Origin of the sequence: Rahnella bonaserana, from assembly GCF_019049675.1 — a bacterium.
GTDB classification, from domain to species: domain Bacteria; phylum Pseudomonadota; class Gammaproteobacteria; order Enterobacterales; family Enterobacteriaceae; genus Rahnella; species Rahnella bonaserana.
In genome coordinates this window covers 268,838-282,462 of the sequence record NZ_JAFMOW010000063.1, presented here as the reverse complement: position 1 = coordinate 282,462, position 13,625 = coordinate 268,838, and the positions used below count along the sequence as shown (strand labels likewise).

Genomic DNA, 13,625 nt, shown 5'->3' with positions numbered 1-13,625 from the left:
AGAATCGCCCGCAATCCCTGTTAAATTGCGGACAGCTTGCTGTCCGCAAGTCTATTTTAAAGAGCATCATGAGCGAAATTATCTACGGTATTCATTCCGTTAAAGCCTTACTCGATAACGATCCGCAACGCTTTCTGGAAGTCTTCATCCTGAAAGGCCGCGACGATAAACGTCTGAAACCGCTGATCGACGAGCTGGAAGCCAGCGGCATCGTGATCCAGGTGGCGAGCCGCCAGTGGCTGGATGATAAATCCGAAGGCGCTGTGCATCAGGGCATTATTGCGCGTGTGCGTGAAGGCCGTCAGTATCAGGAAAATGACCTGCCTGCGTTGCTGGAAAGCCTCGAATGTCCGTTCCTGCTGGTGCTGGACGGCGTCACCGATCCGCATAACCTGGGCGCTTGTCTGCGTACTGCTGATGCAGCCGGTGTTCACGCGGTGATCGTTCCCCGCGACCGTTCTGCCAAACTGAATGCGACCGCCAAAAAAGTCGCCAGCGGCGCTGCTGAAAATGTGCCGTTGATCAACGTGACCAATCTGGCGCGTACATTGCGTGTATTGCAGGAACACAATGTCTGGATCGTTGGTACGGCAGGTGAAGCCGATCACGACCTGTTCCAGAGTAAAATGACCGGCCCGATGGCGCTGGTGATGGGCGCAGAAGGCGAAGGTATGCGCCGTCTGACCCGCGAACATTGCGACGAGCTGATCAGCATCCCGATGGCGGGCAGCGTGTCTTCCCTGAACGTTTCCGTCGCGACCGGCGTTTGCCTTTTCGAAGCGGTACGCCAGCGTGGTCTGAAGAAAAGCTGATTTCTGCTTTCTCTACTGTTGATTAAACGGGAGCCTTTGGGCTCCCGTTTGCATTTCTGCCTTTGTGATCTGTCTGCCTGTTAATTCCCCGATTTTTACCATACTTAGGCCATGTCCTTTTAACAGGGAGCAGGCGATGAACTGGGAAACACATCGGGTTTTTAATCAACCCAATCCACTGAGTAACAGTAACTTATTCCTTTCTGACACACCGCTGCGCGAAGCGGTTTCCCGCCAGCAGGCTGGCTGGGATGCCGATGTGCTGGCGTCGCTCGGGCAACAGTTAGGCTCTGCAGAATCGCTGGAGCTGGGAAGGCTGGCGAATACTAATCCACCCGAGCTTTTGCGCTATGACCCTTGCGGCGAACGCCTCGACGATGTGCGTTTTCATCCGGCGTGGCATCTGCTGATGCAGGGGCTGATCGCTAACCGTGTGCATAATTTGCCGTGGCAGGAAGATGCGCGTATCGGTTCGGCAGTGGCGCGAGCGGCACGTTTTATTCTTCACGGTCAGGTCGAAGCAGGAACGCTATGCCCGGTGACCATGACCTTTGGCGCGATCCCCTTGCTGCAAAAAACGCTGCCGCCGGAATTCAGCGGCTGGCTGAAACCTCTGTTATCCGACCGTTATGACCCCCATCTGCAATCCGGCGACCAGAAGAAAGGCGTGCTGATCGGCATGGGCATGACCGAGAAGCAGGGCGGCTCTGATGTGCTCAGTAACACCACCCGGGCGACGGCGCTGGAAGGGCGTGGCAGCGGAAAGCCTTATCATCTGGTCGGGCATAAATGGTTTTTCTCTGTACCACAAAGCGATGCACATCTGGTGCTGGCGCAGACTGACGGCGGGCTTTCTTGCTTCTTTATGCCGAGGGTTTTACCTGATGGTACCCGTAATGCCATCCGCATCGAGCGGCTGAAAGACAAACTGGGTAACCGTTCTAACGCCAGCAGCGAAGTGGAGTTTCACAATGCTACCGGCTGGCTGCTGGGCGAAGAAGGCGAGGGCGTCCGCCATATCCTGAAAATGGGCGGTCATACGCGCTTTGACTGCGCGCTGGGCAGCCACGCTATGATGCGCCGGGCGCTGTCGGTTGCACTTTACCACGCCTTCCAGCGGCAGGTTTTTGGTAAACCTCTTATCGAACAACCGCTGATGCGTCAGACACTGAGCCGCATGGCGCTGTTGCTGGAAGGGCAGACGATGCTGCTGATGCGTATGGCTGCGGCATCCGGTGCACAGGATAATCCTGCGGAACAATTGCTGTGCCGTCTGCTGACACCCGCTGCCAAGTTTGAAGTGTGCCGCCGGGGGATGCCTTTTGTGGCTGAGGCGATGGAAGTGCTGGGCGGTATTGGATATTGCGAAGACAGTGAATTGCCACGTTTGTACCGGGAAATGCCGGTCAACAGCATCTGGGAAGGCTCAGGGAATGTGATGTGTCTGGATGTGCTGCGCACGCTCAAAAAACTGCCCGCCAGCGGAGAAATGCTGCAACAAGTCTTGTATCAGGCGCGCGGCCAAAATCGCATATTCGACCGCGCCTTCCGTCAGTTTTTACAACGGCTGCGTACAACGGAAGAAGCGCACGGACGCTGGCTGACAGGTCAGCTGTTCAACCTGATGACGGCAATGCAGATGCTGGAATTTGCTTCGCCACCGGTGGCGGATGCCTGGTGCAGAATGGTGCTCGATCCGCGCGGCGAAACGCTGTTGCCGGAACGTTTGTGCCAGCTGTTGCTTAACCGCGCGATTGGGGCTGAATAATCAGCGGTAAAGTGTCGCCTGGGAATACCAGCGGCCGGGAATGATGGTTTCGCTGTTAAACATGATCACGTAGTAATGCGCCCCCGCAGCATCGGCGCGGCGCTGAACTTCTGCTTCTGCGTCCATCGGACTGCCAATCACATCCACCGAGATACTGCCAATTTTGGTGAGTGTGGAAGTCTGCGCACGGGTAATTTCCTGCGCTTTGACTGTCACGGATGGCGGCGGAACTGGCGTGGTGTGCATCAGATTACTGCAACCGCTTAGTGCAGCGAGTAACAATAGGGCAGCGGAGATTCGGAGGGATTTCATCGTGATATCCGGTAAAAGGGCGATACCCTGAAGTGTAGCCCTTTCACCGGCCTGCTGGCGAGTCCGCGCGGTGTTTATTGCCGCGCGAACCGCATCCTATCGTTCGGAAATTTTAAAGACGCTGACCAGCTGTGAGAGATGCCGCCCTTGCTCGCTGAGCGCCGCTGCGGTTTGCTGTGAGTTTTCCACCAGCGTGGCGTTTTCCTGCGTTGCTTTCCCAATCTGCATAATGGCGATATTCACCTGCGAAATGCCGGAAGATTGTTCGTGTGACGCCACGTCGATATCGCTCATCAGCACTTTCACCTGACGGATCCCCTGCAAAATACCGCTCATATTCGCCTGCGTTTTGGCGGCACTCTGATGGCCGTCTTCGACTTTGCTCAGAGAATCTGCGACCAGATTTTCAATCTCTTTGACCGCATTAGAACTACGCTGCGCCAGCGCGCGGACTTCCGAGGCGACCACCGCAAAGCCACGGCCATGTTCCCCGGCTCTGGCTGCTTCTACGGCGGCGTTAAGCGCCAGAATATTGGTCTGGAAGGCGATGCCTTCGATAACGGTGGTGATATCAGCAATGCGCGTTGAGGCGTGTTTAATGGCCTCCATGCTTTCAACTGACTGATTTACCGCATCAGCGCCGACGGTGGCAGCTTTGTCGGTCTGTTGCACCAGTTGGGTCGCCTGTGTGGCGTTATCCGCCGTATTTTGCACGGTAGCGGTGATCTGCTCCATGCTGGCGGACGTTTCTTCCAGACTGCTGGCCTGCGTGCCAATTTGCTGATTAATCTGCTCGCTGTCGTGCGCCAGCCCTTGCGTGTTGAGCATGATTTCAGACGAAACCTGCCGTACCTCGCCGACAATTTTCTCCAGGCCGTGGCCGATGCCGTCGATGGCGTGCATCAGCGCGCCAATTTCATCCACGCGTTGCGTTTGTGCCCGCGCGCGCAGGTCGCCGCTGGCATATTGCTGCGCGATACTCACAACGTCGCTGAGCGGGCGGCTGACCAGCTTGCGCGTCAGCCAGATGAACAGCGCGGCGAAACAGGCCAGCGCCAGCAGGCTGATCAGCAGGAAGTGATTACGCGTACTGTTCACCTGCTCCATCAGGCTGTCTTTATCCGTGCTGCCGACCACAACCCAGTGCCATGCGGGAACATTCGCATAAACTATAAATTGCTGGTGATGACTGGCTGTGTCTGTGTATTCACGCTGACCTTTCGCTTGCGCCATCACCTGCTGCAGTTCACCTTCAGGCCATGCTGGCGTTTTGCCTTCATCAGCAGAGTGAACCAGATATTTTCCGAGATCTTTCCCCGGCGCGCTGTTGAGCACAAAGAAATAGCCTTTCTCGCCAATGCGTTTGGACAGGATTTTCTGACGCATGTCGGCATATTCCTGCGTGATATCCACACCCACGAACAAAATCCCAATGACACTGCCCTGTGCATCGCGCACCGGCTGATATTTGGTGATGTATTTTTTACCGAACAGCGTTGCCAGCCCGCTGAAAGATTGCCCTGCCATAATTTGCGTATAAGCGGGACTGGTATTGTCCAGCAGCGTGCCAATAGCGCGGTTGCCGTCTTGTTTTTTCAGCGATGTCGTCACGCGAATAAAGTCATCGCCGCGGCGGGCGAACACGGTGGAAATTGCGCCGGTGCGGGCCAGAAAGTCATCGGGAATTTTGCTGTCGAGATTCAGCGGTATACCCCCGGCTTTAATGACCGGTGCCGATTGTTCGCCGATCATTACCGGGTTGGTGGTATCCAGCTCGAAATCTGAGGGCAGGAAATGGCTGAACAACCGCGTGTAACTGTCCACTTCCGCATTCAGGCTGGCGTTGTACATTTCAATCATATCCACCACACCGGTGACCTGCTCTGAAATGGCATTGACGGCAAGTGTATTCACCTGCCTTCCGGCGGAGTGAGTCAGTGACAAAGTGAAAATAATAAATAACGAGCCGACCAGCAAAGAGGCAATGCTGGCCAGTTTTGCGCCAATGCTCCAGCTGCGAAATGAGCGTTTTGATGACGTTTTCATGGATTTTTTCCGTTAGCTTCTGATAGCGCACTAACGGCGGAAAACGGCAAAGGATTAATGATCAAATGTAACGGGTTATTTCAATAAAAATTGATCTGAATCAATGAAATAATTATGAATATATGAATTTGAATTAAGGCCAGTGGTACTGAAAATCAGAATTGAACATAACGGGTTATAAATTATACGAAAAAGGGAGTGGTCGCCGGTTTACAGACCCGTAGAATGTCAGAACACAGTAACGCCCTAATTTTTTCTAAATGCGCAGGGGAATTCACGATGGTAGAGATGTACGAAGAAACTGTTGAAGGGATCCAGGTGATCCACGCAGTACCCGCCGGGCAGTATCAGCAACAGCTCCCGACGATTTTTTTCTATCACGGTTTTCTGTCATCCAAAGAAATTTATTCCTATTTTGGTTACACGCTGGCAAAAGCGGGTTTTCGCGTGATATTGCCTGATGCATTAATGCACGGTGCCCGCGCAGAAAAAGATGAGGCCAGAACCGTGGCGAATTTCTGGGGCATTTTGCAAAACAACATCGATGAGCTGGCAATACTGAAAGATGTGTTTGTCGGGCGCGGTCTGGCGGATCCGCAGCGTTTAGGCGTCGGCGGTGTCTCAATGGGCGGAATGACCACCATGGCGGCGCTGGTGAAATTCCCGTGGGTGAAAGTGGCGGCGAACCTGATGGGCTCGGGCTATTTCACCCGTTTATCTCACCATCTTTTCCCTGCTTACAACGCCAGTGACATCGTATCGCGCGACGTATTTGAACGTGAAGTCGCCCCTTTACTCAGTCTGGATATCGGCGGAAAAGCGGCATTAATCGCAGATGTTCCGTTGTTTGTCTGGCATGGCGAAGAAGATGATGTCGTGCCCTTTGCTGAAAGCCAGCGGTTGCGGCAGGAACTGGCTGAAAGCGGTGCGGATGCCAATCTGACCTTTATTTCGGAGGCGGGCGCGAAGCATAAAGTCTCTGTTCATGCGCTGGCAGAAGCCACGGCATTCTTCGCGGCAAAGCTGTAGAGAAATTAATCTGCCTTTCTCCTTGAGTTTCCCACAGGCTGTACATATAATTGCGCGTCATTTTTTCGACCGCACACAAACACGTTCCTTGCTTCCATGGGCCGCGGTTGACCCTGACAGGAGGCTGAATAATCCGTAAGGAGCAATTCGATGCGTCATTACGAAATCGTTTTTATGGTTCACCCTGACCAAAGCGAACAGGTTCCGGGCATGATCGAGCGTTACAGTGCAGTAATCACTAACGCTGCTGGTCAGATTCACCGTCTGGAAGACTGGGGCCGCCGTCAACTGGCTTACCCGATCAACAAACTGCACAAAGCTCACTACGTTCTGCTGAACGTTGAAGCTCCGCAGGAAGCGATCGATGAGCTGGAAACTAACTTCCGCTTCAACGACGCCGTTATCCGTAGCATGGTTATGCGTACTAAACACGCGGTAACTGAAGCATCTCCAATGGTTAAAGCAAAAGACGAGCGTCGTGATCGCCGCGAAGACTTTGCTGAAGCTAACGATGATGCTGAAGCTGGGGATTCTGAAGAGTAATTGCCGTGACGGCGAATCGTCTGGTGTTGTCCGGCACAGTGTGCAAGACCCCCATTCGTAAAGTCAGTCCTTCGGGCATTCCACACTGCCAGTTTGTGCTAGAACACAAATCCTCGCAGCAGGAAGCCGGATTTAACCGACAAGCATGGTGCAGAATGCCCGTGGTTGTCAGTGGACAAGCGTCACAAGCATTAACTCACAGTTTAACGGTCGGCACGCAACTCACTGTTACCGGATTCATTAGCTGCCATCAAGGGCGCAATGGACTGAATAAAGTGGTGTTACATGCCGAGCAGATTGATTTGATAGATACTGGAGACTAGCCTAATGGCACGTTATTTCCGTCGTCGCAAGTTCTGCCGTTTCACCGCGGAAGGCGTTGTAGAGATTGATTACAAAGACATCGCTACACTGAAAAACTACATTACCGAAAGCGGTAAAATTGTCCCGAGCCGTATTACCGGTACTCGTGCAAAATACCAGCGTCAGCTCGCTCGTTGCATCAAGCGCGCTCGCTACCTTTCATTGTTGCCATACACTGATCGTCATCAGTAATCGGCACTGTCTATTAACGACTTTGAGAGGATAAAGTAATGCAAGTTATTCTGCTTGATAAAGTAGCAAACCTGGGCAGCCTGGGTGATCAAGTTAACGTTAAAGCGGGCTACGCTCGTAACTTCCTGGTACCACAGGGCAAAGCTGTTCCTGCTACCAAGAAAAACGTTGAGTTCTTCGAAGCACGTCGTGCAGAACTGGAAGCCAAACTGGCTGACGTTCTGAACGCTGCTGAAGCTCGCGCAACTAAAATCAACGAACTGGGTTCAGTAACCATCGCGTCTAAATCAGGCGACGAAGGCAAACTGTTCGGCTCTATCGGTACTCGCGATATCGCTGATGCAGTAACTGCTGCTGGCGTTGAAGTTGCTAAAAGCGAAGTTCGTTTGCCGAATGGCGTTCTGCGTACCACTGGTGAACACGAAGTTGAGTTCCAGGTACACAGCGACGTATTCGCTAAACTGAACGTAGTTGTGGTTGCTGAAGCGTAATAGCGCTGAAGTTAACCTGTGAAACGCCGGCCATGTGCCGGCGTTTTGCTTTTCTGCGTTCGGGAAAGCAGAAAGATAAGGTGTTGCCTGAAAATCGTGATCAGTTACTGCGCTGGAAACTGCCGTCCGGCTGGCGGACAAATGTCACCGTAACGTTTTGATCGCTTGTCACCTGCAAAGCAGTGACCACGCCCTGTGCGTCACGTTGGATTTTCACTTCCTGACCGGTTTTTAGCGTACTCAGCGGTTTGTCCGCGCCTTCAACCCTTGCCATCGAAAACACATCATTGACCGCCATATTGTTATCGCGGAACAACTGCGCCAGCGTCTGACCGGATTGCACCTGATAACTCCGCCATGCACCGCTGTTGTCATTACTTTGCGGCGAAACAGGATCCGGCTGTGCCATCTGCGTGGTACGACCCTGATCGTTACGCAAATCCGCCTGCATCGGAATGCTGGTCGGTTGTTGCGGCTGCGAAGGGGCATAGGTATTTTCAGGCGTGTAAGGCCACAGGAGTGCCAGAAGGACCACCAGTACCGCAAGAATAATGCCGCGACGATGCGCATAAGGCAGTGGCGACATCCAGTGGAAATCGTCGCTCAGATGCCAGATTTTATGGAGCAGTGTTTTGCTCCGGCTAACCACCGGCTTTTCAGTTTCAGCGGTGACGCTGTCCTGAATGTCGCTTTCACTTTCGCTCTGTGCTGACGTGTCTCGCAATGGCCTTTTCATAATGGCAATCCAGGATCTCAACATGGGTTGATAAATACGGATGGCTTTCCTTCTCCTGGGCGGGATTCTGCCCATGACGACCTCTCTTGTTAACTGTCGCAATGTCTACTGGCTGTTGCTGCCTAGTATAGCTGTTTAACTGCTTGATGCGGAAAGGGACAAAGCACAAATATCACCCAAACGATGTGCTAACTGGCGTCAAATGCGAAAAATTTCCCGAAAAGAGGAAGGAACTGCGCCTGCCGTCATGTTGCCTCACAGAGGATTTTACCCAAAAGCCTTGCGCTGCTATGCTGCGCCTTCGACATTTTAAGAGCTAAGGAAATTTCATGACTACCCCTTCATTTGACAGCGTAGAAGCGCAGGCAAGTTACGGTATCGGCCTGCAGGTCGGTCAACAGTTGCAGGAATCAGGTTTGCAGGGCTTAGAGCCTGACGCACTGCTGGCAGGCTTACGCGACGCGCTGGAAGGGAATACGCCAGCCGTTCCTGTTGATGTGGTTCACCGCGCACTGCGTGAAGTCCACGAACGTGCTGATGCTGTCCGTCGTGAACGTCAGGAAGCTCTGGCTGTTCAGGGTCAGGAATTCCTGGCTGCAAATGCACAGCGCGAAGGCGTGAGCAGCACCGAGTCCGGTCTGCAATTCTCTGTTATTACTCAGGGCGAAGGCACCATCCCGGGCCGTCAGGACCGTGTACGCGTTCATTACACCGGTAAACTGATCGACGGTACTGTGTTCGACAGCTCCGTACAGCGTGGCGAGCCAGCGGAATTCCCGGTTAACGGCGTGATCGCTGGCTGGATCGAAGCACTGACCCTGATGCCTGTCGGTTCTAAGTGGGAGCTGTACATCCCTCATAACCTCGCTTATGGCGAACGTGGTGCGGGTGCTTCCATCCCTCCATACAGCGCGCTTATCTTCGAAGTTGAGCTGCTGGAAATTCTGTAATTCCTGACGGATAGCAGAAACAGGAAAGGGCGCACAGGCGCCCTTTCTCATTTCTGAAACCTGAATTATTCACCACGCAGCGCGCGTGGAAACAGCAGGTTATTCTCCAGATGGATGTGCTCCATCAAGTCGGTGATGAATTCGTTGATCCCGGCGTACAAAGCTCGCCACGTCACACAGGCACCTTCGGGTGGCGTCACGTTGTTGGTCAGGCGTTTAATCTCTTCCAGAATTTGCCCCGCATCATCATGCTCACGTTCCATGACGGAAATCGGACCTGCAGCCTGACGGCCCATACCGCTGCTGATCATCGGGAACAGGATCTGTTCTTCTTTCATCATGTGACTGGTTAGTTCTTCCAGGATCCTTTGCAACTGAACCGCCAGACCGTGCGGGCAAGGCAATTTGTCACCATGTACCCGTTCGACTTTTTCGGCCATCAGCACCAGCTCAGGTAATTCCTGACGATGACGATCGTGATAACGCGGAATAATGAAATCAATAATTTGTGCCAGCGGGGCAGTTTTCCAGTCTGTTGAGGTGTCTGGCTGCTTTGCGATCTCCGCAATCTGCAATTCAATAAGATCAATATCCAGATTTTTTTTAGTGACGGCGCGCTGCAGAGTTTGTTTACCGCCACAGCAGAAATCCAGATCGTACTGACGGAACAAACGGGTAGCGCGCGGAATGGCAACAGCCAGAGCGCCAAGGGGTTGGTCGCGATAGTCCATGATGAAGCCTCGTTAAGTGAAAGAATCTATAACATGTATTATAAATACATGTTTAAGGTGAGGCTATAGCTCAAAGGAAGTACAGAAAGAAAAAACGCCCCGGCAGGGGCGTCTGAGGGAGACATTATTTTTGTAAATCGACCTGATAAATCTCGAAACCCACAGCGTCCGGACCTTTGGCTGTCATCGGATACTGAGCGTGGGATTTGATGAAGTTTGCCGCTTTCTCGCCAGGCGACGTTTCGAAACGAATATCCAGAGGCTGCGAGGCTTTAATTGGTGCCAGCTTCCAGTTGTTGTCAGCCGTTGGCGTGACTGCGCCCGCTTTTTTCGTTTCGGCGCTGATATACGCCGCGACGACGGAACGGTTTTCATCCGGTGAAGCAAAGGCGATGTGCTTATCGCCGGTGCCTGCGAATTTTCCACCGTACGCGCGGTAGTTATTCGTGGCCACCAGGAAGGTCGCTTTCAGGTCAATCGGCTTACCGTTGTAAGTCAGGTTTTTGATACGTTCGGCGTCTTTATTGATCAGCGTACATTCACCGTCGAATTTTGCAGGCTGGCTGACATCAATCTGATAATTCACGCCGTCGATGACGTCAAAATTATAGGTACGGAAACCATCCCAGTTAATCAGTGACTGCGGTTTGGTGCTGTTGACGTCAATCTGATTAAACTGACCGGCGGAGCATTCCAGCCAGTCTTTGACTTCCTGACCGGTGACTTTCATCACCACCAGCGTGTTCGGATACAAATACAAATCTGCCGCATTACGGAAAGTCAGTTCGCCTTTTTCCACTTCCACAAAGCTGGCCGGATCGTTTTTACGACCGCCGACTTTAAACGGCGCGGCCGCTGAAAGCACCGGCAGATCGGCTAAATCCGGATCACCCTGAATGAAATGCTCGGTATAGGCCTTCTGGGCGTTATTGACGATTTGCACCGTCGGGTCATCCTGAACCAGCGCCAGATAGCTGTACATGTTGTCGTTAGATTTACCAATCGGCTTGCTGACAAATTCGCGTGTGGCGTCATGTGACGGCGCCAGAACGCTGACTAAATCCTGATCTTCCGCCGCCAGCGATTTCTTCTGTTCCTTGTCGTAAATCGGACGCGCTTCGGCTTTGGCTGTTTCCACTTGCCAGCTGCCACCGTCGTTATTGAGCACCATATCGACGACGCCCAGATGGTCGCCCCACATGCCGGGCATCACGGCAGGTACACCATTCAGCGTACCTTGTTTGATGTCCGCGCCTTTGATACTGGCAAATTCTTCACTTGGGAAAACGGCGTGCGCATGGCCGAACATAATGGCGTCGATGCCTTTTACCTGGCTCAGGTAATAGACCGAGTTTTCCGCCATGGTTTTGTACGGATCGCCCGACAGGCCGGAGTGCGGAATGGCGACAATAATGTCGGCACCTTGTTTACGCATTTCAGGGATCCACTTTTTCGCCGTTTCGGTGATATCAGCGACGGTCACTTTGCCCTGCAAATTGGCTTTGTCCCAGACCATGATTTGCGGCGGCACGAAACCGATATAACCGATGCGCAGATTATGAGTTTTACCGTCGCGGTCTTTGACTGCGTTATCGGTTATCAGGAAAGGCGTGAACAGGGGTTTACCAGTTTTATCATCAATTACGTTGGCATTCACGTAAGGGAATTTCGCCCCGGCCAGCGCTTTTTTCAGGTAATCCAGGCCGTAGTTAAACTCGTGATTACCCAGGTTTCCGACCGCGTAATGTAGCGTGTTCATCGCCAGATACACCGGATGAACGTCGCCCTGTTTCAGGCCTTTCGCCGCCATGTAATCGCCCAGCGGGCTGCCCTGAATGATATCGCCGTTATCGACTAATACGGAGTTAGTGACTTCGTTACGCGCCGCATGGATCAGGCTGGCGGTGCGTACCAGACCGAATTTATCAGTCGGTTTATCTTTGTAGTAATCGAAGTCCATCATGTTGCTGTGAAGATCCGTGGTTTCCATGATGCGCAGATCCACCTGTGACGCCTGAACGGATGTCGCCGTCAGTGTCGCCAGCAGGGATAACGTCAGATGACGCTTATTCATTGCCTTGCCTCCAGAGAAAGGGATGATGCCCGGAACAGAAAAACCGGATATGTATCTCAAAATTTGCTGAGAATGTAATCAGTTGTCATAAATAAATGTGAGATGTAACGGCTTTATGACGCGTTAACATGACGGGATAGCTATTCGCGGCAAAAAAAACTAGGCTTGAGAAATGAGAATCAAAGCACTGAGGTAAAAGATGTTAGAGCAAATTTGTCAGTTAGCGCGCGATGCAGGCGATGCGATCATGGCCGTATACGACGGTGAACAGCCGCTGGATGCGCGACATAAACAGGACGATTCGCCGGTGACCGCCGCTGATATCGCGGCACATAACGTGATTAAAGCAGGCCTTAAAAAGCTGGATCCGCAAACGCCGATGCTGTCAGAAGAAGATCCGCAAAGCTGGAGCGAACGCCAGAACTGGACGCGCTACTGGCTGGTCGATCCGCTGGATGGCACCAAAGAATTCCTCAAAAGAAACGGAGAATTCACGGTGAATATCGCGCTGATTGAAGACGGCATTCCGGTGCTGGGCGTGGTGTACGTGCCGGTGACCAAAGTGATGTACAGCGCGGCAGAAGGCAAAGCCTGGAAGGAAGAGCAGGGCGTACGTCAGCAGATTGAAGTGAAAGAAGCACATCCGCCGCTGGTAGTGGTCAGCCGTTCTCATTTCAGCAATGACCCTGAATTGCAGGATTATCTGGCGCAACTGGGCGAGCATCAGACGGTGGCGATCGGTTCATCGCTGAAATTCTGTCTGGTCGCGGAAGGCGCTGCGCAGCTTTATCCGCGCTTCGGGCCAACCAACATCTGGGATACCGGAGCCGGGCACGCCGTTGCGCTGGCAGCTGGCGCACAGGTGCATGACTGGAAAGGTCAGACGCTGACATACGCACCGCGTGAATCTTTCCTGAATCCGGGCTTCCGGGTCTCTTTATTCTGATGTTATTCCCCGGTTTTGTGACCGGGTTTTTCACGCTTTATTCTTTGACCAGCTGATCCACCAGCGTAATCACCTGCTGAACTTCCTGCGGTGACAACTGGCCATCTTTGGCAAATTTGATGACCCCGTTTTTATCCAGCACGACCACCGCTGAACTTTCCGGTTGCAGTTCCCATGCCTTTTTTACCGTGCCGTTGCTGTCGACAATCACCTGCGACCACGGGAATTCACGTTTGCCGTTTTCAATGCTTTTACGCACAAACAGGCCGGTGCCGATAATGGCGTCGTCGGTATTGACGATTGTGGTCGTCTGATAACGGTCATGCGGTAAATTCGCCGCTCTGATGGCGGTGATCAGCGGTTCGTTCAATGCTTTGGCGCTGCTTCTGCCTGCCATATGCTGCACGATACGGACTTTACCCGGCAGCTTCGCGCTGTTCCATTTGTTGTAACTGAAGGTGTCATTGACGTCATTCAGCTCGCCTTTGTCGTCTACGCCAACCGGGGCCACGCGCTGGCCGACGGTAAAATTATGGGCAGAAGCAAAAAACGAAAATGTCACAAAAGTGATCACAAAAAGACTTCTTAAAAGCATAGATTCTCCGGGGCGCAAAAGGACGGTTCAGCCAATC

Annotated in this window: 15 protein-coding genes; 9 read left to right on the top strand and 6 right to left on the bottom strand. The window is 52.8% G+C overall.

The annotated features are described in order from the left end of the window. The first annotated feature begins 68 nt into the window (after positions 1-68). Both rlmB and J1778_RS13865 read left to right on the top strand, forming a co-directional pair. On the top strand, positions 69-812 hold the full coding sequence (rlmB, locus tag J1778_RS13870; RefSeq protein ID WP_217173654.1) for a 23S rRNA (guanosine(2251)-2'-O)-methyltransferase RlmB: 744 nt from the start codon (positions 69-71) through the stop codon (positions 810-812). Between the two features lie 136 nt (positions 813-948). Continuing rightward, complete coding sequence (locus tag J1778_RS13865; RefSeq protein WP_217173653.1) at positions 949-2,580, top strand: isovaleryl-CoA dehydrogenase; 1,632 nt, start codon at positions 949-951, stop codon at positions 2,578-2,580. Here J1778_RS13865 and bsmA read toward each other — a convergent pair whose 3' ends face one another. Together bsmA and J1778_RS13855 are read right to left on the bottom strand one after the other, a co-directional pair. After that, positions 2,581-2,892, bottom strand: coding sequence for a biofilm peroxide resistance protein BsmA (bsmA, locus tag J1778_RS13860; RefSeq protein ID WP_217173652.1), 312 nt, complete (start codon positions 2,890-2,892; stop codon positions 2,581-2,583). Positions 2,893-2,988: 96 nt separating this feature from the next. Then, positions 2,989-4,938, bottom strand: a complete 1,950-nt coding sequence (locus tag J1778_RS13855) for a methyl-accepting chemotaxis protein (RefSeq protein WP_217173651.1) — start codon at positions 4,936-4,938, stop codon at positions 2,989-2,991. 279 nt (positions 4,939-5,217) lie between these two features. Between J1778_RS13855 and yjfP the strand changes: the two genes are divergently transcribed. The 5 genes from yjfP to rplI all read left to right on the top strand — a co-directional run bounded on the left by yjfP (position 5,218) and on the right by rplI (position 7,556). Further along, on the top strand, positions 5,218-5,967 hold the full coding sequence (gene yjfP, locus J1778_RS13850; RefSeq protein ID WP_217173650.1) for an esterase: 750 nt from the start codon (positions 5,218-5,220) through the stop codon (positions 5,965-5,967). A gap of 150 nt (positions 5,968-6,117) precedes the next feature. Continuing rightward, on the top strand, positions 6,118-6,510 hold the full coding sequence (gene rpsF, locus J1778_RS13845) for a 30S ribosomal protein S6 (RefSeq protein WP_013573776.1): 393 nt from the start codon (positions 6,118-6,120) through the stop codon (positions 6,508-6,510). A gap of 5 nt (positions 6,511-6,515) precedes the next feature. Continuing rightward, positions 6,516-6,833, top strand: coding sequence for a primosomal replication protein N (gene priB / locus J1778_RS13840; protein WP_095923688.1), 318 nt, complete (start codon positions 6,516-6,518; stop codon positions 6,831-6,833). Positions 6,834-6,837: 4 nt separating this feature from the next. Beyond that, positions 6,838-7,065 (top strand): 30S ribosomal protein S18, encoded by a 228-nt coding sequence (rpsR, locus tag J1778_RS13835; RefSeq protein WP_002210155.1) that lies wholly within the window; start codon positions 6,838-6,840, stop codon positions 7,063-7,065. 38 nt (positions 7,066-7,103) lie between these two features. Beyond that, positions 7,104-7,556 carry a 50S ribosomal protein L9 gene (gene rplI / locus J1778_RS13830; protein ID WP_013573778.1) on the top strand — a complete coding sequence of 151 codons (453 nt, stop codon included), beginning with the start codon at positions 7,104-7,106 and terminating at the stop codon, positions 7,554-7,556. 100 nt (positions 7,557-7,656) lie between these two features. Here rplI and J1778_RS13825 read toward each other — a convergent pair whose 3' ends face one another. After that, positions 7,657-8,367: a LysM-like peptidoglycan-binding domain-containing protein gene (locus J1778_RS13825; RefSeq protein ID WP_217173649.1), complete on the bottom strand. Its 711-nt coding sequence runs from the start codon at positions 8,365-8,367 to the stop codon at positions 7,657-7,659. 254 nt (positions 8,368-8,621) lie between these two features. Between J1778_RS13825 and fklB the strand changes: the two genes are divergently transcribed. Then, positions 8,622-9,242: a BamJ family beta-barrel-assembly machinery protein gene (gene fklB, locus J1778_RS13820; RefSeq protein WP_037034256.1), complete on the top strand. Its 621-nt coding sequence runs from the start codon at positions 8,622-8,624 to the stop codon at positions 9,240-9,242. A 65-nt stretch (positions 9,243-9,307) separates the two neighbouring features. Here the strand turns inward: fklB and ytfE are convergent, their stop codons facing one another. Both ytfE and J1778_RS13810 read right to left on the bottom strand, forming a co-directional pair. After that, positions 9,308-9,973, bottom strand: coding sequence for an iron-sulfur cluster repair protein YtfE (gene ytfE, locus J1778_RS13815; RefSeq protein ID WP_217173648.1), 666 nt, complete (start codon positions 9,971-9,973; stop codon positions 9,308-9,310). Positions 9,974-10,097: 124 nt separating this feature from the next. Then, a complete protein-coding gene (locus J1778_RS13810; RefSeq protein ID WP_217173647.1) occupies positions 10,098-12,047 on the bottom strand; it encodes a bifunctional 2',3'-cyclic-nucleotide 2'-phosphodiesterase/3'-nucleotidase in 1,950 nt (649 codons plus the stop codon). Between the two features lie 199 nt (positions 12,048-12,246). Between J1778_RS13810 and cysQ the strand changes: the two genes are divergently transcribed. Continuing rightward, positions 12,247-12,993, top strand: a complete 747-nt coding sequence (gene cysQ, locus J1778_RS13805; protein ID WP_217173646.1) for a 3'(2'),5'-bisphosphate nucleotidase CysQ — start codon at positions 12,247-12,249, stop codon at positions 12,991-12,993. Positions 12,994-13,030: 37 nt separating this feature from the next. On the opposite strand, the gene J1778_RS13800 is transcribed toward cysQ, so the two are convergent. Next, positions 13,031-13,588, bottom strand: coding sequence for a YtfJ family protein (locus J1778_RS13800; RefSeq protein ID WP_217173645.1), 558 nt, complete (start codon positions 13,586-13,588; stop codon positions 13,031-13,033). Positions 13,589-13,625: the final 37 nt, after the last annotated feature.